The organism is Stenotrophomonas sp. STEN022, from assembly GCF_056760155.1.
Genome location: NZ_JBRREG010000010.1, coordinates 25,322 through 50,033, shown reverse-complemented (window position 1 = coordinate 50,033; position 24,712 = coordinate 25,322). Strand labels below are relative to the sequence as shown.

Annotated in this window: 20 protein-coding genes and 1 tRNA gene; 15 read left to right on the top strand and 6 right to left on the bottom strand. The window is 63.6% G+C overall.

Annotated features, from left to right (window positions below):
* Window positions 1-7 precede the first annotated feature (7 nt).
* Window positions 8-1,423 (bottom strand): aminotransferase-like domain-containing protein, encoded by a 1,416-nt coding sequence (locus ACVOMF_RS03985; protein ID WP_481508128.1) that lies wholly within the window; start codon window positions 1,421-1,423, stop codon window positions 8-10.
* 342 nt (window positions 1,424-1,765) lie between these two features.
* Between ACVOMF_RS03985 and ACVOMF_RS03980 the strand changes: the two genes are divergently transcribed.
* The 13 genes from ACVOMF_RS03980 to ACVOMF_RS03920 all read left to right on the top strand — a co-directional run bounded on the left by ACVOMF_RS03980 (window position 1,766) and on the right by ACVOMF_RS03920 (window position 14,820).
* A complete protein-coding gene (locus ACVOMF_RS03980; RefSeq protein ID WP_481508127.1) occupies window positions 1,766-2,917 on the top strand; it encodes a hypothetical protein in 1,152 nt (383 codons plus the stop codon).
* Complete coding sequence (locus ACVOMF_RS03975; protein WP_481508126.1) at window positions 2,917-3,873, top strand: hydroxymethylglutaryl-CoA lyase; 957 nt, start codon at window positions 2,917-2,919, stop codon at window positions 3,871-3,873. Before ACVOMF_RS03980 ends, ACVOMF_RS03975 begins: the two co-directional genes overlap by 1 nt.
* A gap of 375 nt (window positions 3,874-4,248) precedes the next feature.
* Window positions 4,249-4,755: an RNA polymerase sigma factor gene (locus tag ACVOMF_RS03970; RefSeq protein ID WP_481508125.1), complete on the top strand. Its 507-nt coding sequence runs from the start codon at window positions 4,249-4,251 to the stop codon at window positions 4,753-4,755.
* 105 nt (window positions 4,756-4,860) lie between these two features.
* Complete coding sequence (locus tag ACVOMF_RS03965; protein ID WP_481508124.1) at window positions 4,861-5,817, top strand: FecR family protein; 957 nt, start codon at window positions 4,861-4,863, stop codon at window positions 5,815-5,817.
* 185 nt (window positions 5,818-6,002) lie between these two features.
* Window positions 6,003-9,089: a TonB-dependent receptor gene (locus ACVOMF_RS03960; RefSeq protein WP_481508123.1), complete on the top strand. Its 3,087-nt coding sequence runs from the start codon at window positions 6,003-6,005 to the stop codon at window positions 9,087-9,089.
* Between the two features lie 88 nt (window positions 9,090-9,177).
* Window positions 9,178-10,005 carry a HupA family protein gene (locus tag ACVOMF_RS03955; RefSeq protein ID WP_481508122.1) on the top strand — a complete coding sequence of 276 codons (828 nt, stop codon included), beginning with the start codon at window positions 9,178-9,180 and terminating at the stop codon, window positions 10,003-10,005.
* Window positions 10,006-10,099: 94 nt separating this feature from the next.
* Window positions 10,100-11,611, top strand: coding sequence for a surface lipoprotein assembly modifier (locus ACVOMF_RS03950; RefSeq protein WP_481508121.1), 1,512 nt, complete (start codon window positions 10,100-10,102; stop codon window positions 11,609-11,611).
* Between the two features lie 34 nt (window positions 11,612-11,645).
* Window positions 11,646-12,254, top strand: coding sequence for a biliverdin-producing heme oxygenase (locus ACVOMF_RS03945; RefSeq protein ID WP_481508120.1), 609 nt, complete (start codon window positions 11,646-11,648; stop codon window positions 12,252-12,254).
* Entirely contained in the window at window positions 12,254-12,625 is a 372-nt protein-coding gene (locus tag ACVOMF_RS03940; protein WP_481508119.1) for a YbaN family protein, read from the top strand. The genes ACVOMF_RS03945 and ACVOMF_RS03940 overlap by 1 nt, the downstream gene beginning before the upstream one ends.
* 11 nt (window positions 12,626-12,636) lie before the next feature.
* Window positions 12,637-12,954, top strand: a complete 318-nt coding sequence (locus ACVOMF_RS03935; RefSeq protein WP_481508118.1) for a hypothetical protein — start codon at window positions 12,637-12,639, stop codon at window positions 12,952-12,954.
* Window positions 12,951-13,649, top strand: a complete 699-nt coding sequence (gene exbB / locus ACVOMF_RS03930) for a tonB-system energizer ExbB (protein WP_481508117.1) — start codon at window positions 12,951-12,953, stop codon at window positions 13,647-13,649. Before ACVOMF_RS03935 ends, exbB begins: the two co-directional genes overlap by 4 nt.
* Before the next feature lie 2 nt (window positions 13,650-13,651).
* Complete coding sequence (exbD, locus tag ACVOMF_RS03925) at window positions 13,652-14,074, top strand: TonB system transport protein ExbD (RefSeq protein ID WP_481508116.1); 423 nt, start codon at window positions 13,652-13,654, stop codon at window positions 14,072-14,074.
* A complete protein-coding gene (locus ACVOMF_RS03920) occupies window positions 14,071-14,820 on the top strand; it encodes an energy transducer TonB family protein (protein WP_481508115.1) in 750 nt (249 codons plus the stop codon). Before exbD ends, ACVOMF_RS03920 begins: the two co-directional genes overlap by 4 nt.
* A 160-nt stretch (window positions 14,821-14,980) precedes the next feature.
* Here the strand turns inward: ACVOMF_RS03920 and ACVOMF_RS03915 are convergent, their stop codons facing one another.
* From ACVOMF_RS03915 to ACVOMF_RS03905, 3 genes are all read right to left on the bottom strand, one after another.
* Window positions 14,981-18,130: a TonB-dependent receptor gene (locus ACVOMF_RS03915; protein ID WP_481508114.1), complete on the bottom strand. Its 3,150-nt coding sequence runs from the start codon at window positions 18,128-18,130 to the stop codon at window positions 14,981-14,983.
* A gap of 78 nt (window positions 18,131-18,208) precedes the next feature.
* Complete coding sequence (locus ACVOMF_RS03910) at window positions 18,209-19,192, bottom strand: FecR domain-containing protein (protein WP_481508113.1); 984 nt, start codon at window positions 19,190-19,192, stop codon at window positions 18,209-18,211.
* A 5-nt stretch (window positions 19,193-19,197) separates the two neighbouring features.
* Window positions 19,198-19,707 (bottom strand): sigma-70 family RNA polymerase sigma factor, encoded by a 510-nt coding sequence (locus tag ACVOMF_RS03905; protein WP_481508112.1) that lies wholly within the window; start codon window positions 19,705-19,707, stop codon window positions 19,198-19,200.
* Window positions 19,708-20,146: 439 nt separating this feature from the next.
* Here ACVOMF_RS03905 and ACVOMF_RS03900 point away from each other — a divergent pair, with 439 nt between their 5' ends.
* Complete coding sequence (locus ACVOMF_RS03900) at window positions 20,147-22,477, top strand: TonB-dependent receptor (protein WP_481508111.1); 2,331 nt, start codon at window positions 20,147-20,149, stop codon at window positions 22,475-22,477.
* A 272-nt stretch (window positions 22,478-22,749) separates the two neighbouring features.
* On the opposite strand, the gene ACVOMF_RS03895 is transcribed toward ACVOMF_RS03900, so the two are convergent.
* Window positions 22,750-22,826 (bottom strand) — tRNA-Arg (locus ACVOMF_RS03895).
* A 127-nt stretch (window positions 22,827-22,953) separates the two neighbouring features.
* Here ACVOMF_RS03895 and ubiA point away from each other — a divergent pair.
* Window positions 22,954-23,847 carry a 4-hydroxybenzoate octaprenyltransferase gene (ubiA, locus tag ACVOMF_RS03890; RefSeq protein ID WP_481508110.1) on the top strand — a complete coding sequence of 298 codons (894 nt, stop codon included), beginning with the start codon at window positions 22,954-22,956 and terminating at the stop codon, window positions 23,845-23,847.
* Between the two features lie 154 nt (window positions 23,848-24,001).
* On the opposite strand, the gene ACVOMF_RS03885 is transcribed toward ubiA, so the two are convergent.
* Entirely contained in the window at window positions 24,002-24,583 is a 582-nt protein-coding gene (locus ACVOMF_RS03885; RefSeq protein ID WP_481508109.1) for an HdeD family acid-resistance protein, read from the bottom strand.
* Window positions 24,584-24,712 lie beyond the last annotated feature (129 nt).

The window sequence follows — 24,712 nt, the reverse complement described above, 5'->3', positions numbered from 1 at the left end:
ACCACCCTCAGACAAACGCTGCGGCCTGATCCAATTCTTCGCGGAGACTGTCGATGAAGACGCTGTCGTTCAAATAGGCAACGTTCAAGCGTGTCCATGGCGACACCTGCTCCGAGTCAACATTGAAAAACGCACCCGGCGCCAGCACAACGCCGCGTGACAGCAAGCGAGCGGTCAGCGAGCGGGTATCATCGATGCCATCGAAACGCGCCCACAGATACAGGCTTTGCTCCGGCGTCGCATAAACCGTGGCATCCAGCCTGTTAAGAACTTCCAGACCTTCGGCAGTGGCAGCGCGCACCCGATCCTGCAAACGCCCGACATGGCGCAGGAAGTTGCCTTCACGCAGGATCGCCTCAAGCACGCGCTCGCCGTACTCGCTGCTGCCGATGTGCAACAGCATCTTCAGGTCAGCCAGTTCTTCAATGTGTGCGTTCTCGCCGGCGATGAAGCCGCTGCGCAATGCCGCCGAAACCGATTTTGAGAAGCTTCCCACATACAGCGTATTCCTGAACTGCGACAGCGACGACAGGCGAAACGCCGAGTTCGGCTTGAAATCGGCCATTGCGTCGTTCTCGACAATCAGCACGTTGTGCGCCGCTGCCAACTCCAGCAAACGCTTGCCGACTTCCGGTGAGACATCGGTGCCGGTCGGGTTGTGCGCGGTTGACTGCATGAAGAAAACCCGCGCCTTGCTGGCCTGCAGCGCCGCCTCGAGTTCAACCAGATCAGGACCATCTACGCGGCGTGTGATTGCTATCGATTTTGCGCCCTGCAGCTGCAGCTTGCCGAACAGCGGGTAGTAGCCAGGCTGCTCCACCAACACCGTATCGCCTGGCGCGACGTAGCGTCGGATGATCAGGTCCAACGCATGATTGGCACCAAATGTGGTCACCAGCTGCCGTGGACCCAGTTCCATCCCGTGCATGGCCATGCGCCGGATCAACTGCTGTCGCAGCGGTAGATAGCCGTAGCGGTTACCGTAGCGAAACAAGCTGCCATTGCCACTGCGCGCGACCTGCCGATGAAAGCGATCAAGTCGCATATAGGTCAACCAGTCAACAGGCGGAAAACCCTCGGCGAGGTGTGACCGCCCCGGCTCGCGAATGGCCTGTTGGCGCATCATCCACAAGGTATCGATGACCCTGCTGTAGCCAACCGGCTCTTCATCGACATCACGCTCTGGCGGCGCCTCCACGCCGCGCACGAAGAATCCCTTGCCGTGCTGCGCTTCAACCAGCGCTCGCTCGCCAAGCAGGTCGAATGCAGAGATCACTGTGTTCTTCGAGTAGCCATTCAATCGTGCGTACTCACGCAACGAAGGCAGCTTGTCTCCGGGCTTCAGCACACCGGCGAGGATCTGACGACCGATGTCCATGGCAACTTTTTCCGCTAGTGAAATCTTCCGTGGTTCAGAGCGCATAGGAATCCATACAAATTTCTTCGGGGGCGACCACTGTATCTATGCGTCAACGCACCCTGTAAAGAGCATAAATAGACATTTTGTTATGAACTGGAAGACACGCCTCAACGCCACCTCTGTACGGAAAAACTGTACCTTTCGTCCGCACTCTTCAGAGCACATTGTTTCTCGATGATTGAGCAATGCTCGCCAGAAATGGATAGGCCGGGACAAACCACGTTGAGCGCAACTTATGCACACGCAGAACACGCGACGCCTTGCAGTTCAACGCCAGCGATAGCGCACATTCCGCGCAAACAAAGCCTCTGCATCAGCCTTGACAGCGCTACAGGAGCAACGCCTGTGAACGGCGACGCGCCCATCCCCTACCACCAACACTTCCACTCGATGCAGCCAATCACCTTCATCGAAGAACTGCCGATCAACGGCAGGAATCAGCGCGTACCTGTGGTGGAGCTTCAGCCAGGACAAGCCCGCGCCCTCCAATGCATCACCGAACTCTCGCGTCCAACCGGTGGGTTTCGGGTATTTGGCGCGGGCCCGTTGCTACGCGCATGCATCCAATTCAGTGCCATCCGCGATGTTTACAGCGCTCGCCTGCAGATATTGCAGCTACGCAACCTGCTGATCGGCCTCGTCAATACAATGATTCCGGCCCTCGCAAGAGGTGGCGGCGGCTGCAGGGATCTTGATGTGCTTGTACGTAGAACCAGTGAGGCGACTGCACACCTCGATATCGTGGTGACTGTCGAAGTTCCTGACCGATCCGATGCCCATCTCATTGATGTACTGGTTGCGAAACTTGCACCATATATTGAGCAGCTGACCAACGGTGTAATGAACGGAGCATCCATCAGTGAGGTTGCCGGTCGCCAACTGCTATGCGCGCAGGCGACCTTCGATCCAGGCAACCTATCGCTTGCCGCCGCCACAGGCTGCTCGTTGGCAGGGCGTATCGTCGAACTTCACAACTTCACCTGCATCGCCAAAAAGCGTGTCGGCGCACGCAATGCAGATATTCTCGCCACGGCGAACTCCACCCTTGTTGCCACGGAAGCTGCAAGCGGCGGCAAGCTGGGTACGTGGAAGGCACACGAAGACCTTGGGGGACCATTGGTCATCTGGTACCGCGATCACCACGGCCATCTGGCTGGAAGAATCTCCCTGCCGGTGATGGCTGGACAGACGGAAGACTGCTGCGCTGCGATGGACATAGGCTCGGCGCAGACCGCCGCCGCTGCCAACGCGTCCCGCACGTACCCGGTCGACCTTGCCGTCGCCGCGATTGGCCTGGCGCAGAGCTTGGTCAACCTGCATGCACACGCCGCCGAGGTGATCGCGCAAGGTGATCCCGGCCAGCACGCCTGCGATCTGGCCTTGCTGGCCGGCGCCCGCGAAGCTGAGATCATTCACGTGGTCAAGACCCTGCTATCCGCGCAGCACATCCGCTTCGATCTCGCGGTCGCTGCGCTCGACCAGCTGCGGGAGCGGTAATGGATAGCCGCGAGGAGGCGCCGGAAGACAGTGTCCGCATCATCGAGGTTGGTGCGCGCAGAGGCCTTGAATGCCAGCAGAAGGCATTGCCAGCCATCGTCCGCATGAACCTGGTCGAATTGCTGGAATCGGCGGGTATCAAGGAGGTCGAACTGGGCTCGTTCACCTCATCGCGCCGGCGGCCGCAGATGGCCGATACCGCGGCGGTATGTGCACTACTGGGGCCACCGCCGCTTGATCGCATCCGCTCAGTGATGGTCCCTGACATGAAGGGACTGGAGATGGCGATAGCCAATGGCTGCCGCGATATAACCATCGCGTCGGCCGCATCGGATGCCTACTGCCGCGCCAATCTCAACTGCAACATCAGCGAGAGCCTGCGCCGTGCTGATGAGATCACCGGGCGCGCCTTATCCCTCGGCATCCAGGTCCGGGCCACACTGGACACCATAGTCCATTGCCCGTTCGGAGGGTTGGTGACGACGGCGGAAGTCATCCGTATCGTCCGTGCGTTCTACGATATGGGCTGCCGCGAGATCAGCCTGTGCGATACCACCGGCAGTGCAACCCCTGCAGCGGTTGGTGTGCTGTTGCGCGCCTGCGCCAGCGAAGTACCGATGCACCGCTTGGCCGCGCATTTCCATGACACCTTCGGCCTGGCCATCGCCAATGTCATCGAGGCACTGGAGCACGGTGTGCGCGCGTTTGACGGTACCATCTCCGGGCTTGGCGGTGACAACCATGCACCGGGTGCGGCGGGCAACCTGGCTACCGAGGATCTGGTCTATCTGTTCGGCGAGCTGGGAATCAACTGCAATGCAGATCTCGATGGCTTGCTGCTGGCTGCCGACTACATCGATTGCGTGCTTGAGCGCAGAACCGAGTCGCGCGTCGGGCGGGCCCTGCGGGCGAGAAGAAAGCATTGGAAGGACACCGCTGCGGCCTGGGCTAGTTGAGCGTCACCACAAGTGCTCGCGGCACAGCCATGCCATGCCACGTGGCGCTGACCACAGCTTTGCTTCCCGTCCTCATTCCCGCGAGCGCATGTTCGCCCGGTTCCAGCGCCAACCGCTGCCTGCGCGACTTGGAACAGTGCCAGACCAGGCGCGGAACTGACACGCGCTCGGCGATGAACGTATGATGTGCAGGTCAGCGAGCATAGCGGCCAGCCGACCACCCGATGCCGGCGCCAAGCGCCGTTGAGAGATCCCCATGCCGCTGCTGTCGAATCCCGGGCCATGCTGGCGAAAGCAACGCCATGCGCCTGCCCTGCCCCGCTTCACGCCCGCCTGCATGCTACCGCTGCATGCCACCGACGGCCGCCAGCACTGATGACTGCGCCGAGCTCGCGCCTGATTGATGCCTTCCTTGGCCTGTACGGCGAGTTGAAGCGGCACCTGCGGCGACGTACGGGCGACAGCAGTCGTGCCGACGAGGTCATGCAGGAGACCTATCTGCGCCTGCTTGAGACCGATAGCCGTGCGCAGCAGGAGAAAATCCGCGACCAGCGCGCTTTCATTTTCCGCGTCGCCGGCAATCTCGCCATCGACGTGGCGCGACGCGAACAGCGCGCAGGCGGCAACGGCGAGCCCGACCCCCAGCAGGCCGACCCTGTCGCGGGCCCGGAGCGCAATGCCATCGCCCAGGACCGCCTGCGGCGGCTCGATGAGGCCTTGCGCGAGCTGCCACCCAATGCCCGCCTGGCCTTGCTGCTGTTCCGCGTCGACGGTCTGTCGCATGCATTGATCGCACGCCGGCTTGGCGTATCCGAGAGCATGGTGGCCAAGTATCTGGCGCAGGCGATGCGGCATTGTCGCGATCGTCTCGGGCCAATGTGAGGACAATGATGGAAGATGATCACAGCAGCCACTGCAACTTTGGCCTTGGCGAAACGTCTTATAGGTAGACACCCCTTTTCCAGCGCAGCCCCTAGCCACGCCACGATGTTCGACCGCTTCCGAACCCGGAACAACGCGCTCAATGACGAATCCATCCAGTGGGTGATACGCCTGGGTGCGCGTCCGTCTGCGGGCGATAAAGCCGCGTTCGAGCGCTGGTGCCAGCGTTCCCCGGCCCATGCCGAGGCTGCACGGCAGGCATTCGCGCTGCTCGATGGCGTCGGCCAGACCGCGCTTGCGGCCGAGCACCGCCATTGGGTGCAGGCGCTGACACCTGCGCCGCGCCGGATCAGCCGCCGCGCGGTGCTGGCAGGCGGGCTGTCGGCAGCTGCGCTTGCCGGCGTGGTCGGTACGGGCATGTTGGGGCCAGTCAGCGGCGTGCTTGCCGACCATCGCACGCGCATCGGCCAGCGCCGGCAGGCATCACTGGGTGACGGATCGACCGCCTGGCTCAACAGCGAGAGCGCATTCTCGCAGGCGTTCTCCAACGTCCGCCGCACCGTATCGGTGGCCGCCGGCGAACTGCTGTTCGACGTCGCCCCCGACCCGCAGCGGCCCTTCGTGATCGAGAGCCGCGATGGCAGCGTCCATTGCAGCGTTGGCCGCTTTGCCCTGCACCGCGAATCACGCCGCAGCACGCTGACCGTGGTCTCTGGCCTGGCCGAGCTACGCAACCAGGCCGGCGCCAGTATCGAAATGATCCCCAACCAGCGCGTTGCCTTCAGCGCCGACGTACTTGGCAAGGCTGAAAACATCGATGCGGGGGCATTGACTGCCTGGGTCCGCGGCAAGCTGATCTTCAACCAGCAGAGCGTGGCTGCCATTGCAGGCGAGCTGCAGCGCTATGTGCCTGGACGTATCGTCGTCATCGGTGAGCCACTACAGCAATTGCAGCTCACTGGCGTGTTCGAGCTGGATGACATCGATGCGCTGCTGCGCAATATCGCCGCGCTGGCCGGGGCTGAACTGATCCGTCTGCCGCTGCTGACCGTGATCCGCTGAGCCGCCCAGCAGTGCTGTAACCCTGCATGTGGCCCGCCATGCAGGCACACGAAGCGGCGGACAAATTTCTTTCTGCTGACGCTGCAAGTTTCGCCCGCGACGGTCGTCTATAGGAATGAGACTTATTCTCCTAAAGTCAACGCCGGTACCTCCGAGCGTCCTCCTCCTATTGCTTCGTCGGATCCATGAGCCCTTCCAACTTTTCCCGTCGTTCCCTGCGACTGCCGGCCGTGCTGACCGTCAGCATCGCCCTGGCACTTAATGCACCGCTATATGCCGCCGCACAGAACAGCGTCGCCAGCGGCTCCACGCAGCGCATCGCATTCGATGTCCCGCCGCAGTCCCTGGACAGCGCGCTGACCCGACTGGCGGACCAGGGCGGGGTTCGCATCCTGTTCGTGTCCAACGATGTCAGCGGCCTGCAGGGCACGGCCATCAAAGGCCAACTCAGTGCAGCGCAGGCGCTGGATCAACTGCTGGCGGGCAGCGGCCTGGCCTGGCAATGGCGCGAGCCCGGCACCGCCGTGGTGATGCGCAGCGGCGCTGCTACCGTCGGCGCGAGTACCCCACTCGTCACCGGCACGCTGAGCGTCACCGGGCAGCAAGGCATCGAAGCCACCGGCGCGCAGCGTGACCTGCGTGGCCAGGACGAGGTCTACGACCTGGACCTGTCCACCGCCTACCTCGGCCGCACCGAGATCGAGCGCTACAAAGGCGCGACGCCATCGGACCTGCTCAACGGCGTCGCCGGCGTGTTCAGTGGCGATGCGCGCAACAGCGGCGCGCTCGACGTCAACATCCGTGGCGTACAGGGACCGGGACGCGTGCCGGTCACCATCGACGGTACCGAGCAGGCGGTCACCGCCTGGCGCGGCTACAACGGCATCGGCAACCGCAACTACGTCGATCCCAACCTGATCGGCGGCATGCAGATCTTCAAGGGCCCGTCGCTGACCCGCAACGTCACCACCGGCATCGGTGGCGGCGTGGTGATCAAGACACTGGACGTTGACGACGTGGTGCCGGAAGGCGAATCGTTCGGCGGCGAATTCAAGATCGAAGGCAGCAGCAACGCGGTAGCGCCACGTCTGCCGGGCCGGCTGTACACCGGCATGAACCACCGCGACGTACCGGAACTGGCCACCGGCAGCCCGGCCAACGACCCGACCCTGCGCGTGCAACCGCACACCGGTGGCGGCGGTTACAACGTCTTCGATGGCGAGGACCACGCCTATCGGCTGGCATTGGGCTGGAAGTCGGACACGCTCAGCCTGTTCGGCGCCTACGCCTACCGCGACCGCGGCAATTACTTCGCCGGCAAGCGCGGCGCCGGCTACTACTCGCAGCCGGTGGAAAACATCAGCGCCGGCGACTACATCATCACCATGGCCAACCGCCTGCGCCCGGGCGACGAGGTGACCAATACCTCCAGCCAGATGGAATCGTGGCTGTTCAAGGCCACCTGGAACCCGACTCCCGACCAGGTGCTGCGCTTCGGCTACCGCGACACGCTGTCGCACTACGGCGAGATCATGCCGTCGCGCATCAACCGTACCGCGCTCGGCCTGCCGCAGTGGTCGCTGAGCCGGGTCGACTCCAAGGCCTACAACTTGGAATACAAGTGGCAGCCGCAGGGCAGCCGTTGGATCGACCTGTACGCCAACCTGTGGCGTACCGATACCGACAGCAATGCGAACACTGCCGGCAGCTACCCGAATTACTGGAATGCGGTGACCCAGCCGATCGTCATGAACGGCGCGCTGGATGATTCCACGAATACCCGCAACGGCCTGACCCTGAGCAATCTGTTCCGCCTCAGCGATACGCTGGACCTGACCGTCGGCGGCGACTTCCAGCACGAAAAGCTGCGCTCGCATGATGAGTACATCGGCCCCTCCGCGGCCTGGCGCATGTTCCCGCGTGCCGGCCGTCGCGAGGAATGGAATGCCAACTTCAACCTTGAATGGCGCCCGGTCGACTTCCTCAAGATCAATGCCGGTGCCCGCTACTCCTCCTACTGGGCGTACGACGATTTCCTCGCCGACCATCCGAACAAGTTCCTGGGTTCGGTATCCGGCTATCAGGCCAGCTACCGGACCCTGTCTGCGCAGGAGCGCAGCAATGCAGAGGCGCAGCTACGCGCCGGCCACCAGGTCTGCGCGGCGATGCCGTTCTACTGCGAGATGTTAGGTATTCCGGAAGGGATAAGCGAAGCAGACTACGTCGCCGCCAACATCAAATATGCTGCCAAAGAGAACACCCTCGAATGGCTCCCTGACGCCGAAGGTAGATTCCACCGCGCCGACAACCCCTGCAGCAACGGCGCGCTGGCCGGCGTAGCCGATCTGTTCGAGGGCGGGAACTGCAGGATCGGCTACACCGCCAACCCGATCGCTTCCAGGTACGCCGTGGCAAAGAAGCGTCGTGATAGTGGCTGGGCGCCGTCGCTTACCGTTACCGGCTTGTTCTCGGACTACAGCCGCGCCTACCTCAGCTATAACGAGGCACTGCGCTACCCCAACATGTTCGAGAGCGTCATCGCCTTCGGTGCCAGCGTCAGTCCGTTCCGCGACCTGAAACCCGAACACACCTACAGCTACGAGCTGGGCTACATCCAGGAGCTCGGGCATCTGTTGGGAGATGACACGATTGCCGACGTCAAGCTCAGCTATTACCACCGCCGCACCGATGACCTGATCGAGCGCGACAACAACTTCCTGTTCCGCAACATCGACAAACAGCTCGTGCAGGGCGTGGAGTTCCAGGGCCGCTATGACAATGGCCGCTTCTTCACTGACCTCGCCGTGGCGCACACGTTGAAGAACGAGGTCTGCGATGAACACACCGCCATCACCATCGACCCCAACGTCAGCGGCACGCCAACCTGTGTCGACCAGGGCTTCATCGGCAGCTGGCTGCTGACCCAGGCTTCGCCGGAAACTTCGGCCAACTGGTCGTTGGGTGGACGCTTCCTTGACAAGCGGCTCGAGCTGGGCGCGCGCGTCGTCTATTACCAGCGCCGCAAACCCAACCGCGACCTGGAGGCGTTTGCCGCCGTCACCAACCAGAACCTTGCCGTGTTCAACGTGCCGTTCTCCTGGGATACCACCTGGCTGTTCGACGCTTATGCCAGCTACCGCGTCAACGACACCGTACAGCTTGAACTGATCGGCACCAACCTCTCCGACCGCTACTACGCCGACCCGGCCACCCGCTCACTGCTGCCTGCCCCGGGTCGCATGCTGAAGCTGAGCGTGACCGCGCGCTTCTGATCATCCCGTAGCAACAAGGAGTCCACCGCAACCCGAAACATCACTGCAGTTCTGCTTTTTCCTTCATCACATCAAGAGAGACATGATCATGAAAATGCACAAACGCATCTCCCAGCTCGCCCTCGCCCTGACCGTGGTTTCCGTGGCAGGCACTGCCGCAGCTGCCACCATCGTCGGCGCCCAGACCGCCGGTACCGGAACGTCGTACGTCACGGTCGGTGTGTCACAGGTACCGTTCGGCCCGCATACCGCCGGCATCTCCGGCGTCGGTATTTCCAGCTATGCCGGTGGCACCAAAGTCGACTTCCAGGGTCTGACGCCTTCCAGCGCCGCCACCGCGCTGACTCCGAGCATGACCGTCTACCGCCTGCACGACCCAATCACTCCCGGCACCCCCGGCAACCCGAACGACCCGGCACACTTTGGCCTGGGTAGTTTCAGCTTCGTCAAGGTTGGCAGTGGCGATGTCTGGTTCGGCGAATGGTCGACCAACGGCAATACCGGCAGCCCGACCTACCAGAACCGTCAGGTCTACTACGTAGGTGACAAGACTGGCTATACCGCCGCCACCGGTACCGCGGTTGGCTACACGCTGACCGGCCTGCACCGCTACGGCGCCAACACCCACCTGACCGGTAGTTTGACCGCCAACTTCAGCAGCCGCACCTTCCACGGCGACCTCTCGATCGGCGCAACGCAGATCCGTCTGGGCACCAGCGGCAGCCAGATCGCGTTCGACACCAACGGTCACTTCGACGCCGCCAATGCCGGCCAGTGGGTGATCCCGGGCAATGTCGTATACGCCACCGGTACGGTGAAGGGCGATTTCTTCGGTGCTGGTGCGGCCGCCGTCGCCGGCATCGTCGATTTTGGCAACCCGGCAACAAACATCGCTTGGGGCGGCACCAAGAACTGACGGATAAGCCTGTCCGTCAACCGCTGTAATTCAACTGCTACCGGCAAGGACCAGCCAGCGTCCGCCAATCCTTGCCTCCCTCGATGGCCATTGCATGCATTCTCGTTCTTCAACCGGTTGCCGACGCCGACCCCTCTTCACGCTTCCTGCCGCACTGCTGCTGGCCGGACTGTCGCTGCCCGTCGCGGGCGCCGCACAGGAGCAGGCTGATACCCGCCGCCTGCTTGACCAGCACATCGACCAACAGGCGCAGGCCCGCGAGCGTGAGCTGCTCAAGGACGAGCTGGATGGCGAGCGCCCGACGCTGACCATCGATGGCCAGCGCCACGTCATTGGCCACAACGTCGACGACCTCGGTCGCGCCCTGTATCTGGCACTGCAACAGCGGCAGTGGAACCTGGCGGCGCATTTCCTCAACGAATACCTGACCCTGCCCGACCACGACAAACTGCTGGTGCACTACGCGCAGGGCGGTTTGCTGCGCATGCAGGGCAAGCACGCGCAGGCGGCCACCGAGTACCGCGCCCTGCTCGCCCTGCAACCGGACTTCATGCCGGCACAGCTGGAGTTGGCGCGCACTTTGTTCGAAGACCAGCAGGACCGCGAAGCCGATGCGTTGTTCGCCGATGTCGGCACCAGCATTGACGCCAACGACCCGAAAACCGAGGGCGTGCGCACCACCATCGCCAGCTTTCGCCAGGCCTTGGCGCAGCGCGAGCGCTGGAGCGGCTCGTACGCGGCCGGGCCCAGCTGGACCGACAACGCCAACCGCACCTCGGCCAGTCGTACCTGTGTATTGCTGCTGATCACCGGCGACTGTCTTATCGAGCGCAAATTGCCCGAGGCCATCACCGCCACCGGCATCGACTACGACGCCACCCTCAACAAGCGGCATGCGCTGCGCGGCCACCATGGCGTCTACCTGCGTGCAATCGCCTTTGGCCAGAACTACCGCGACAACAGCGCTTACAACGAACTCAATGCCGCACTGCAGGCTGGCTACAGCTTCCGCAGTGCGCGCCACAACGTAGCGCTTGCACCGTCGTTCGACTACTACGCGCTGGGCAACAGCGCCTTGTTTGGTGCACCGGGCGTGCATGCAGAATGGAGCTGGACGCCCGGGCGGCTGTCGATGTTGAAGCTGGAAGCTGACTGGAAGGATCTCCGCTATCGCCAGCGCGACTACGCGCTCAATCTGGACGGCGTGCAGCGCACCGCCTCCGCCACTTACTTCCGCAGTCTTGGCAGCCATTGGATGACCTTCGGCGGCATCGATGCACTGGACAGCGATTCGCACGACCGCAGCAACAGCTACCGCTCGGTAGGTGCCCGACTCGGCGCATCCCTGCAGTGGCCGGAAGGCTTCAGCCACACCTTGTTCGCCTCCTATCGCCGCCGCAGCTACGACCTCTACAGCCCAATGCTCGGTGTGCGCCGCGATGACGACGAACGCAACTACACACTGATCATCAAGGCCAATCGCCTGGCCTTCGCCGGCTTCACGCCCTTGCTGAGCCTTCGTTACAACGCCGTCTCCAGCAACGTCGACTGGCTCTACAGCTATGACCGCAGCACCGCCAGCCTGAAGCTGGAACGCAGTTTCTGACCCCAACCACTACCTGCACTACCGGGAGTTGCACATGAGCAAACACAGCCACGTTGTTTCGCGCAGCCAGCAACTGAAGGCCGCCACCCACAGCACCCATGACAGCCTGGACAAGCGGGTGATGGCAGCAGACATCTTTGCCAGCCGCGACAGCTTCACGCGCTTCCTGCGCGTGCAGTATCGCTTCCACCGCGATATCGATGCGCTCTACTCGCATCGCGGACTACTGGCGTTGATCCCCGATCTGGCCGAGCGCCGGCGGTTGGCCAGGATCGCACTCGATCTGCAGGATCTCGGCAGCGATGTTCCAGTGCACAGCACGCCCCTGGTCGACGCCAACATCTCCCTGCCCAGTGCCCTAGGTTGGCTGTACGTTGCCGAAGGCTCCAACCTCGGTGGCACCGTGCTGTTCAAACTGGCGCGCGACCGGCTGCAGCTGCATGCCGACTTCGGTGCACGCCAGCTGGCCGCACATGCCGACGGCGCAGCTCGGCATTGGCGCAGCTTCACCGCCGCACTGGATGCGGCGCCACTGGCGGCCGAACAGGAAGCCTTGGTGGTGGAGGGCGCACGCGCAGCGTTCCAGAACGTGCGCGGCTATGTCGAAGACGAGCTCCAAACCGACCCGGTGCCGGTGCCCTGATGCGTTGGCTATGGTTCTGCGCAGGCTGCTGGATGCTGGCGCTTGGCATCATCGGCGCGCTACTGCCGGTGATGCCGACCACCATCTTCCTGATCCTGGCACTGGCCTGCTTTGCGCGCTCCTCGCCACGGCTGGAGCGCTATCTGCTACTGCACCCACGCTACGGCCACAGCCTGCGCCTATGGCGCGAACAGGGAGCGGTCAGCGCCAAAGGCAAAGCCTTTGCCGGCGCAGGAATGGCTGTGGGTTATCTGGTTTTCTTCTGCACGGCGCACCCCGGCTGGAAACTGGCGCTGGGTGTCGGCCTGTTCTTCACCGTCAGCGCCGGCTACGTGCTGTCGCGTCCCGCACCGCGTGTGCTCATCCATTGAGGATACTGATCATGCCCCTGACAACGCCGGCCAGCCTGTCGCTGCCAGTCCGCAACATCCACTCGGCGATACTGCGTGGTGCCTGTATCCGGGTGACCTCGGCGCGGATTGCCACCTTGCGCCTGGCGCCGTTGGTGTTGGCCGCACACGGACGCCTCAGTCCGCAATTGCTGCATGCCGCTTCCCTGAAGCAGGGTGACATGCATGTCTCCACCAGCGCTTTCTACAACACCTTGTCGACGCTTGGTGCAGCTGGCTTGCTGCCATCCCCCAAGCAAACAGACCCATCACCACCCGCGAACAGCGCGACCATCCAGGAGCACGCATGACGACCAACCTGCCCAGCAATCTCAGCCCATGGCAGATGTTCCTGCATGCAGACTGGGTGGTGCAGACGGTGATGGTCGGTCTGGCCATTGCCTCGCTGGCAACGTGGACGGTATTGCTGGCCAAGCACCGACAGCTGCGGCGAGAGGCGCAGCGCATGCAAGTCGCGCGCCGCACACTCGCAGCGGCGGACAACCTGCCGACGGCATTGGCCACGTCCGGGCAGGAAAGTGCCATCGCCTCGGCGTTGCTGGCCGAAGCACAGGATGAGCTGCAGCGCTCGCCCAACGTTGGCAGTACCGACGGCATCAAGGACCGGGTCGGCTCACGCCTGCAGCGCATCGAACTCGCGCACGCACGCCAGCTGCGCAGCGGCACCGGGCTGTTGGCGACCATTGGTGCCACCGCGCCCTTCGTCGGCCTGTTCGGTACCGTGTGGGGCATCATGAACAGCTTCGTCGGCATCGCCCAGGCCAACACCACCAATCTGGCCGTGGTCGCCCCGGGTATCGCCGAGGCCTTGCTGGCCACCGCGCTAGGGCTGGTCGCGGCGATCCCCGCGGTGGTCATCTACAACCAGCTGAGCCGTCAGCTTGCAGCGCTGCGCGGCGACAGCGGCGACCTGTCAGCCAGCGTGCAGCAGCTGGTATCGCGCGACCTCGACCGCCACGCCTTCAACCCATCCGGAGCACCGTGAGCATGGCGATCAGGACCGACGAGCAGGATGATGTCCCCGATGAGAACCACGAGATCAACGTCACGCCCTTCATCGACGTGATGCTGGTGCTGCTGATCATCTTCATGGTCGCCGCGCCATTGGCCACCGTGGACGTCGCCGTCGATCTGCCGGCATCAACGGCACTGCCACAACCGCGAGCCGATGAGCCGGTATACCTGACCGTGCAGCAGGACCTGTCACTGCGCTTGAACCAGGACCCGGTTGCTGCCCCTGCTTTGGCAGCGGCGCTGGACACGCTCACCAGCAGCAACCGTGAGCAACGCATTTTCGTGCGCGCCGACAAGGGCGTTGCTTATGGCGACCTGATGGACACCTTGAACAGCCTGCGTACTGCCGGCTACTTGAAGGTGGCCCTGGTCGGGCTGGAACAGGTCTCGCCGTGAACGCGACACTGCATGCGGCCGAAGGCCCGTGCTGGGGCCGCAGTCTGTGCATCGTGCTTGGTGTGCATGCGCTGGCAGTGGGCGGCGCTGTGATCTGCTCATCATGGTCACCAGTACCTGCCCCGCCCTCGCCGCCACAGTCGATGATGGTGGAACTGGCGCCACTACCGAGTGCGCCGCCGGCGTCGCCCACCGATCTGGCGCCGGGACCGCTGCAACAGGAACAGCAGCCGCAGCCCGCGCAGGCAGCTGCAACACCCGCAGCGGCAGTGACGCCACCCTCGCCGACCCTGCCAGCAGATGCTGCCCTGCCACCGCCTGCGCCAGAGCGGCAGGAACAACGCACCGCATCGATCGAAACCATCGAGGTACTGCAATCAACTGCACCACCCAGCGTGCAGGCGCCCAGCAGCACCCGCTATACCGCCCGGCAATCCTCGGCCGGGGCCGCCGTTCTTTCGCAGGCCAATTGGCAGGCGCTGGTGCTTGCGCATCTGGAGCGCTACAAACGCTACCCGCGTGCGGCGCAGCGCCGTCGCAGCGAAGGCGTGAGCCTGGTCGAGTACGCGGTGGACCGCGCCGGCGGGGTGCAGTGGGCGCGGCTCGCCCGCAGCAGCGGCAATGCCTTGCTGGATGGCGAGGCGTTGGCCGCCGTGCAGCGCGCCAGCCCGCTGCCGTCGCCACCGGATGAAGTGCAAGGCGATCCCGTGCAGATCACCACGCCGGTGGAGTTCTTCATTCGCTGATTGGCCCGCGTTGAACTGTCGCGCTGGCTTGTTCCACCGCATGCTGTGCATCACTGCGCCTTTGTTGGGAACTGCTCGCAGCAGAAAAAAAGCCCGCCCGGATCCAGATCCGGGCGGGCTTTGTCATTGCACATGGCGCGTCGAAGTACGCCGCGCTGGATCAGAACCGATAGTTGAAGCTTGCCTTCAACGTGCGGCCCGGCGCCAGCATCGAGGAACGGGTCAAGGGGTCGATGTAGTACAGGTTGCCCAGGTTGGTGCCCACCACTTCGACCGTGGCGCGGTCATTGACACGCCACGTGGCATAGGCGTCGTACGTGGTGATGCGACCCCATTGCAGCGGCGTGTTGAGGTAGTAGGAAATCGTCGCCGACTGGTTGCCGTAATTGTCCTTGAACACGCTCTCCTGCGGCGCGTGGTGGACGATGCGGCTGCCAAGCTCCAAGCGGCCATCAAACAGGCGCGCCCCCACCGTCCAGTTGAAGGTATAGCGAGGGATCGCCATGGTCACCAGGTAACCGCCGACGAAGCCGGTTTCCACGCAGTTGGAGACGCCGCCGGTGTTGTCCAGCAACATCGCGGTGTGCTCATCGCAGACGCGGTTTTCCAGGTTCCAGGCACCGCTGATGTCTGTGAAGAAGCGGCCGTTGTCGAAGCGGCCCTGTACCTCGACGCCACGAATGGTCTGCTCGTCGATGTTGGAGAACGTCAGCTGCGGGCTACGCTCGATCACATCGCGGGTGCGGTGGTGGTAGTAGGCGATCTTAAGGTCCGCCAGCGGATTGCCATCCAGCATCTGACCGAAGTCCTGCACCCACGACAACTCGGTGTTGTAGGCATGTTCCGGCTTCAGGCCGTAGCTGTCCTGGACGCTGGAGAAGCCGATGGTGCTTTCAAACAAGGCAGGGAAGCGGCGCACCTGGCTGTGGCGAAGATAGACGCGACTGTGTTCGCTGAACTCATAGGTCGCGGCGAACGACGGCACCCAGCCGGCGCCGCGCTGCCTGCGCGCGGTGTTGTCGACCGTGGCGAAGGGTATCAGCTCGCCATTGACGCTTTGGCCGGGATAAGGGCCATCAGACCAGCACTTGCGGCCGCCGCTGAGTTCGACGTTGCTGAAGTCGATGGCACCGTTGATACAGGGATTCCCGGCGCGGGTGTAACGGCCCTGGCCATCGTGCTTCCACAGCATTTCATTGTTGGCGGTATAGGTGGTGCGGCTGCGGACCTCGTCGAGGGCTGGGGTCAGCACCTCCGCCACGAACTGCTCGCGTGTATAGCCGAAGAACTCCTCGTAGAAGGACCACTGACTTTCCACCAAACTGGTCATCTGCTCAATCGAAGTATCGATCTCGGCCTGGGTGTAGTGCTCCAGCGTGTTCCACTTCATCACCCGACCCGAGGACTCCTGGCTGCTGCTCGGCAACACGCCGCCCCGCTGCTGGCGCGCGAGGAACTCATCGAACGACTGCCAGTTCTGGTAGCGCACACCCGCGCTGAGCAGCAGCTTGTCGATTGGCCGCCATTCAAACAAGGCGCTGAGATCATACTCACGGCGCCAACCTGCGCGCGGCTTGCCACGCCAATAGCCGGTGATCTCCGGATCGTTGTAGGCGTCCTTGGAGCTAAGGGTTTCCTTCTGCAGGTTGCCGCCGACCGTCAGGTCCAGGCTGTCGCCCAGCTGCATCTTGTTGTCGAACGAGAAGCCGGTGCGCGCGTTCTTGCTGTTGGCTACCGCGGTGTTGCGGAAGTGATCCGGGGTGACATAGACCTTGTCGACGTCGTTGTACCAGTTCATGCGGTCATTCGGCAGACCGCCGCTGCTATAGGTCGCACTGTCGGTATCGGTTCGCCACAGGTTGGCGCGCAGGTCCACCCAATCCAGGCCTGGGCGCCACTTGTATTCCAGGTTCACCGCACGCGCATCCACCTGGCTCAGCGGCCACTGCGGAATGCCATCGGTGACGGTGTTGTCCCACTGGATGCGCGAGGGCATGATCTCGCCATAGCGCGACTGCGTGTCGCGCACGTTGAGCTGCAGCACCTGTGTGTCGCTCAGGCGCCAGGTGCCCTTGACCAGCCACGATTCCATGCGACTGGAGGAATTGAGGATCTCCGAGCCCGGCACATAGACCTTGGCCAGGTACGGCACATAGTCCCAGCTGGTGGTCGGTTCGTTGTCATAGAACGAACTGCCATGCTTGCCGGCGAAGTGGTTGCCCTTCTCGCGGAAGGCATAGGCCGCCATCAGGTCGAAGTTCTCCTTGCGCAGGCCCAGCGCAAGGCGCCAGGCCTGGTCATTGCCGAAGCTGCCGCTGCCACTGGTGCGCGGATGCTGGTACAGGGTCGGGTCGTAGAAGTTGACCTGGCTGGCCGGGAAACCCGGCACGCTGCCGATCGGCTTGCCGGTCAACAGGGTCGGCAATTTCGGATCGATGGCGTTGTCGCTGGCCTCCATCTTCAACTCACCGCCGAAGCTCTCGCCTTCCAGCAGGATGTCGTCCACGTCCAGCGTCTTGATCTGCACCGCGCCGCCCACCGAGGTGTTGGCACCACGCAGCATCGCCGGGCCCTTGATGACCTGCATGCCGCCGATCAGGCTGGGATCGATGTAGTTGCGATTATTGGCGCCCATGTAGCCGCGCCAGACCGTCAGCGCCTGCTCGGTGCCATCGATGGTCAGCGGCACGCGGCCCGGGCCCTGGATGCCGCGGATGTTGGGATCCAGCGCACCGCTGTTGCGGGCATCGCCACTGTAGACGTTGACCATGCCCTTGAAGATGTCAGCCGGTGCAGCGCCCTTGTAGCGTTCGATCTGCTCGCGCCCGGCGTAGACGGTGGACAGGTCCAGATCGTAGACATCGTCATAGCCGCGCTCATCGCGCTCGATGCCGGTGGGATCGGCCGAGCGCTCACCACCAACCCGCAGCGTACCGATCACCACGGCATCGCCGTCGGTGCTGGCCACGCGCTGGATGCTCCACGCACCCGGGCTGACTTCGCGTGCCACCAGATCCGTGCCCTGCAACAGCCGCGCAAGCGCTGCGCGCACCGTGTAGCGGCCCTGCAATGCGGGCGCAGCGCGGCCTGCAACCAGTGCCGGGTCATAGCTCAGCGAAACACCGGCGGCCGTCGCGGTGTCGTTCAATGCCCGCGCCAACGGCGCGGCCGGGAGGTTGAAGCTCACATTGCCTTCGCTGGCTGCAGATGTGCCGCTCTGGGCGAAGGCCGGCTGCGGCACTGGCAGCGAAAGCGCGACCAGGCAGGCCAGGGCCAGCGAGGTGCGGACAACAGGGGGACGCGAAGACATGGCAGGGTCCGTGACAGAAGGGAATTGAAAGGGTTCACTTCCTTGCCCGGCCAACCGGCAAAAAGGGACATCCCGGTCTCAGGCGGGGTCGACCATCACCCACAGGCGGCTGCGGTAGCGCACGCGCAGCGGGAAACCCGCTTGCAGCAGCGCGAGCACGGTATCGGTGTCGTCCAGCTGGAACACGCCGGACACCAGCAGGCCGGCGATCTCCGGATCACAGCGCACGACGCCGGTCCGGTAACGCGCCAGCTCGGACAACAGTTCCCCCAGCGGCATGGCCTCGGCATGCAGCACGCCCTGCACCCAGGCCAGGCTGTTGCGCTGTAGCGCGGTGACCGCGCTGATGCCGGTCGCGTTGAAGACCGCCTGTTGGCCCGCGCTCACCAGCTGGGTGACATTGCCGCCATCACCGAGCTGGATCCGTACCGCGCCCTGCTCCACCGCCACGCGCGCATGGTCATCCCACATGCGCACGGCGAAGCGCGCGCCCAGAGCAGATAGATGCGCGTTGCGCAGCTGCAGCAGCAGGGGTCGTGCTGGAACGCGATCATCCGTCGCTTCCTGCAGCAGCACTTCACCGCGCAGCAGCTGCACTTGCCGCCGCTGCTCATTGAAGGTGAGCGCAATCCGCGTATCGGTGTTGAGCTGCAGTTCGCTGCCATCTGCCAAGCGCAGCGCGCGCCTCTCACCGATGCCGGTGCTGCCGTCGGCAACAAGGTGTTGCCAGGGCTCGCGCTGCCACGCCAGGCGCGCCAGTGGCGCACCGACCATCACTCCCATGATGGCCGCCAACGCGGCGCGGCGGCCCTGCCGCGTACGGCGAGCCTGCTGCAAGGGCGCACTGCCTACCGCACCCGGCACATCGTCGAGCAGACCGGTCAAGCGCTCCGCGCGTTGCCAGGCGCGCCTATGCAGGTCGTTGCTGGAAAGCCAGCGCTGCCAGGCCGCGCGCTCCCTGGCATCGAGTTCGCCTTCGCGGAAACGCAGCAGCCATTCCGCCGCTTCATGCAGCACCGGCGCGGGAATGGACACATCGATCCTGGCCAATGGCTCCTGCATGCGGATCAATCCATGGCCTCGAGGCAGGCCGCCATCGCCAGCACGATGTCGCGCTTGATGGTGCGCTCGGTCACGCCCAGGCGCGTGGCAATCACCGCATAGGTCTGCCCGTCCAGCTGCGACAGCAGGAAGGCCTCACGTGCGCGCGATGGCAATGCGTCCAGCATGCGGTCGATGCGCAGTAGCGCTTCCAGGGCTATCTGTCGCTGTTCCTCATCAGGTACCAGCGCCTCGGGCAGGCTGACCAGTACCTCCAGCCACGCACGCTCCAGCGCGCGGCGCTGCCACAGATTGATGACCAATCCGTTGGCGATGCGGGTCAGGTAGGCGCGCGGCTGCTCCAACGTCGGCAACTGTGGCTTCTGCAGCAGGCGCACGAAGGTGTCCTGCGCCAGATCCGCTGCCGCCTCGTCCGCAGACATGCGTCGGCGCAGCCACTGCAACAACCACCCATGGTGCGCGACGTACAGGCCCTGCAGGGAATCAGGCGCCGGTGCCGGCGAAGCGTTGACCATGGGCAAATATTGCGAATAGGAATCACTATCATCCGATAAGTTGGGATTGCACGCAAACCGCGCATGCCGCCGGCAGCTGCAACAGCGACCGCCGACCAGTGAAGCGACCCGGTTGCCCGGTTGCCCGGTTGCCCGGTTGCCCGGTTGCCCGGTTGCCCGGTTGCCCGGTTGCCCAGTTGCCCAGTTGCCTCGCTGCGTTACTGCCTTACTGCCCCCTAAGCTTCGGGAGCTTCGCAGCAATATTGGCGGAACCCTCGGGCAGGCTTCCCGTCATCTCGACGCCGGCTCCCTGCCCCAGCGCGCAACACCGGTGCGCGAACGATCTCCCCGGCGAGCACCACCTCCCACGGAATGCCCCGCACTTGGCCGCGGCAGCAGAGGGACTTTCGCTTTTCTTTAAACGATATATTATAACATTCCAATCTCACGGGAATGATCCATGCGTCAACACGTACTTGCGGCCGCCGTGCTGCTCGTTGTCCAGAGCGCCTACGCCGCAGACGACACCACCCTGCCCACCGTCAAGGTCCGGGCAGACAAGGCTTCAAGGATCGACAGCATCGCTGTCGTCGAGAACACCCAGGCGCAGAACCGCACCCTGGGTGGCATGCTGGAACGCGTGCCGGGCGTGCAGAACAGCGCCTTCGGCCCGAACGCCGGCGCGCCGGTCATCCGCAGCCTGACCGGCAACCGCGTGCAGGTGCTGGAGGATGGCCAGTCCATCCTCGGCATGAACGCGCTCAGCGGTGATATCGCCATTCCCTTCGATCCGTTGTTCGTGCGCAGCGTCAGCGTCAACAAGTCATCGGACAGCGTCCGTCACGGCGGCAACGCGATCGGCGGCAGCGTCGATGTCGACTCCGGCCTCATCTCCACCAAGATGGAAGACAAGGACCAGGAGATGGAGCTGGTGCTCCGGCAGGGCTTCAACGCCGCCGATGCGCAGGGCTTCCGGATGAACTTCAACAACCAGCGCAACTTCTCGACCAACCTGCAGATGTCGCACCAGCGCATCTCGCACTACGACATCCCCGGCAACAGCAAGGCCAGTGTCTGTGACAGCCAGCTGTTCCCGGCCGGCGGCGGGGTCAACAGCGGCCTGGCCGACAGCTGCCAGAAAGAAGCCCGCATCCAGCAGGTCTACAACAAGGCCTCGCAGCCCTACATCGACCAGTTCATGACCGAGAACCCCGACTGGGCGGACGGCAGCTTCTCGTTCTATACCAACCAGCCGTCATCTGTCTGGCAGGGCAAGACCTACGTGAACCCGGCAAACCCGGACTATGTGGCGGGCACGCCTTCGTATGTGCAGAACAAAATCAACCGCGACGTCACCCCGAATTACCGCGGCACGTTGGGCAACAGCTACTTCCGCAACACCCACCTTGCCGGCGGTACGACCTACTTCTTCGACCGCGGCTACGTCGGCATCAGCATCGACGCCAAGGACAGCGAATACGGGGTGCCGGGCTTCTCGATGGACAACCTGTCCTTCGGCGCCGACCACAGCCAGAGCCGCCCGGTCGGCGTCGTACTCAAACAGACCAAGTACGCCTTGCAGGCCAACGTGCAGGATCCGTTCCCGCTGTTTGAAAGCGCTGACCTGCGCATGTCGCAGATCAGCAATACCTCGGCCGAACAGCTGGGGACAAGCACAGCCAACGAGTACCAGTTCGATACCTACCAGGCCGAAGCACTGCTGGCACAGCGTCGCGCCGGCCCGCTCAGCGGTCTGTTCGGGTTGAGCCAGCGCACGCGCGATATCGTGGGCAGCGGCGCGCTGCGCTACCTGCCCGATGTGCAGAGCGTGACCAATGCGGTATTCCTGAAACAGAGCCTCGACTTCACCGCGGTCTCCTTCGATGCCGGGTTCCGCCACGAGCGCGTGGATCATGACATCCGCAGCAGTGCCTTCAAGACCTCACGCAACTCGGCCAACTCGAAGCTGGAGGACAGGTCGTTCACGCTCAACAGCTACAACCTGGGGGCGCGTGCCGAACTCGGAAGCCACCTCAGCGCCAAGGCCCGCTATGCGTCGTCGCAACGGGCGCCGGAGGTCAATGAACTGTATGCCAGCAACGCCCACTACTCGGTCATGACCCAGGAAGAGGGCAACCAGAATCTGAAGCCCGAGCGCGCCAGGAACGTTGAATTCGCCCTGCTGTTCAACAACCGCGGCTTCGACATCTCCGCGACGGCCTACGTCATGAAATACGAGAATTACCTCTATCAGGGGTATTCCGGCCTGCAGACCGCCAATCGCCTGCCGCTGAAGTACTGGAAGCAGACCGACACCACGGTGAAGGGCTTCGAGGTCGATGTCTCGCAGACGCTGGAACTCGGCCGCTGGGGCAGCTTGAACCTCTCCGCGTTCTCCGACCTGGTGAAGAACCGTGCGGACCATCCGGATTCGCTGCGTGCACACAACGACGGTGAGTACCTGCCCAACATGCCGACCAACCGCTACGGTGCAAACATCCGTTGGCAGAAAGGCGACTGGAAGGCCGGCATCTCCAGCACCTACTACGACAAGCAGAAGTACCTGGGGAAGAATGTCAGCGAGGAAGTCCCCCTGGATGGCTTCAACATGCTGGACATGCAGGTCAGCCGTCGCTTCCAGCCGCGTGGTGGCTACGTCAGCGCGATCGAGGTGTTCCTCAACGGCTCGAACCTGCTCGACGCAGAGGCACGTCCGCACAACTCACCGTTGAAGTACATCGCCCCCCTGCCGGGCCGTGCATTCCAGCTTGGAGTGCGCATCAACCTCTGAGGGCGCTGCCACTCCGGCAGCGCTGCAAGCGGCTGCAGATGGTCACCGTCGGAAACGCGCAGCGCCCTGTCGCCAGGCTTGGCGCTGCGCCGGCGTCGATGGAACCAGCGCATGCAAGGCTGCAGACTTCCGCCGCAGCGTCACGTCCCCGGCAATGCCTCAAGGAATCCAGGCGACAACGGTTCCACTACTCGTTCTAGAAGGGCTGAAAAGCAGAAACCCCGGATTTCTCCGGGGTTTCTGCTGTCCTGGGACTGGCCCGGACTTCAATCTGGCGCGCCCGGAGGGATTCGAACCCCCGACCAATGGCTTCGGAAGCCACTACTCTATCCGGCTGAGCTACGGGCGCATTGTGCTCCGGCCGGCTGAGCCGGGCGGACGCGCATTCTAACGGCAAAAGCGGCCACAGGTCTGCCCCCACCTTTGGATTGCTGTAGTTGGGCGGGAAAAACCTGCCCAGCTGGTAACCTTTGCGCATGAGCCGTCTCCCAACTACACCGTCCACCGCAGCTGAAACGTCGCGGTTCGGGCACTACTGGAAATTGATGCGCGCCGACCGCCCGATCGGCACCTTGCTGCTGCTGTGGCCCACCTGGTGGGCGCTGTGGCTGGCTGCCGACGGCCTGCCGCCGCTGTGGATACTGTTCGTGTTCAGCGCCGGCGTCTGGCTGACCCGCTCGGCCGGTTGCGTGATCAATGACTATGCCGACCGCTGGCTGGACCCGCACGTCAAACGCACCAAGGACCGACCGCTGGCCACTGGCGCGATCTCCGGCCGCGCGGCGCTGATGCTGTTCGCCGGCTTGATGCTGGTGGCGTTCGCGCTGGTCCTGACCCTGAACGCATTGACCATAGCGCTGAGCTTCATCGGCGTATTCCTGGCCGCCAGCTATCCCTACCTGAAGCGCTACACACATCTGCCGCAGGTGTACCTGGGCATGGCCTTCGGCTGGGGCATCCCGATGGCCTTCGCCGCCATCCAGGGCGAGGTCCCGCCGCTGGGCTGGGTGCTGTATGCCGCCAACATCCTCTGGTCCACCGCCTATGACACCTGGTACGCCATGGTCGACCGCGATGACGACCTGAAAGTGGGCTCGCATTCCACCGCCATCCTGTTCGGCGATCTGGACCTGGTGATCCAGGGCATCCTTTACGCCCTGTTCTTCGCTGCGATGGCGCTGGTCGGACAGCGCGCGGGCTTGGGCTGGGCGTATTGGGCCGGCATCGGCGTGGCGATGGCGCTGGTGGTGTATGAGTTCTGGCTATGCCGCGACCGCGAGCGAGAGCCTTGCTTCAAGGCCTTCCTGCACAACAACTGGGTCGGCGCGGTGTTGTTCGCCGGCATCGTCGCCAGCCAGTATCTGGATTGAAGAAACGGCCCGCAGTGCGGGCCGTTTAGCTTTCGGTAGAGCCGCGCCATGCTCGGCTGAAGCATTGCCGGGAAAGCCCTGCAGAGCATGGCTCGGCACTACGCTCAGCCCTCCTTTTCGCGTAGCGAAGGGGAGGATTGGGGAGGGGTTAGCGTTACATCGCGCCGATGGACTTGCCCAGCGAGCGCAGGCGGAACGCCGCGATTATCTGCAGCACGCCGTAGATCAAGGCCAGCACGCCTATCCACAGCGAGGTCACCGCCAGGCCGGCAATCGGGTTGAGTGCGAACATCACGCCCAATGCCACCGCCAGCAGGCCGCTGACAATCAGCATCCACTCGCCACTGATCTGCTTGCGCACGCGGATGGCGAACACGATGCGGTAGATGCCGCCAACCACCAGCCAGGCGGCCAGGAACAGCAGCAGCACACTCGCCGTTGCCAGCGGATTGATCACCGCCAGCACGCCAAAGGCAATGGAAGCCAGCGCATAGAACAACGCCCAGCCACGCGATACCGGCGCCGAGCCGCTGAAGGCCGAGACCAGCACCACCACGCCTTCAACAATGGCCATGATGCCAAGCCACCACGCCAGGACAGCCGCGGTGCGCACCGGCGCCATCACCGCCAGCACGCCGAATATCACCGCAAACAGGCCGAACAGCAGCAGCACCCACCAGTTGTGCGTCAATGTGCCAAACAGCGATCCAGCAGGAAAACCCGGGGAAGCACCCATGTCTGTCTCCTCATGTTGAACAGGTGTAAAGGCCTTTCAATCCCAGTCTAGGCCCATAGCCGTAGTCATGGCATGTAGAGATGACATCCGCTATTTCAAGCCAGTTGCAACGCAGGCGCGGCCTTGCAG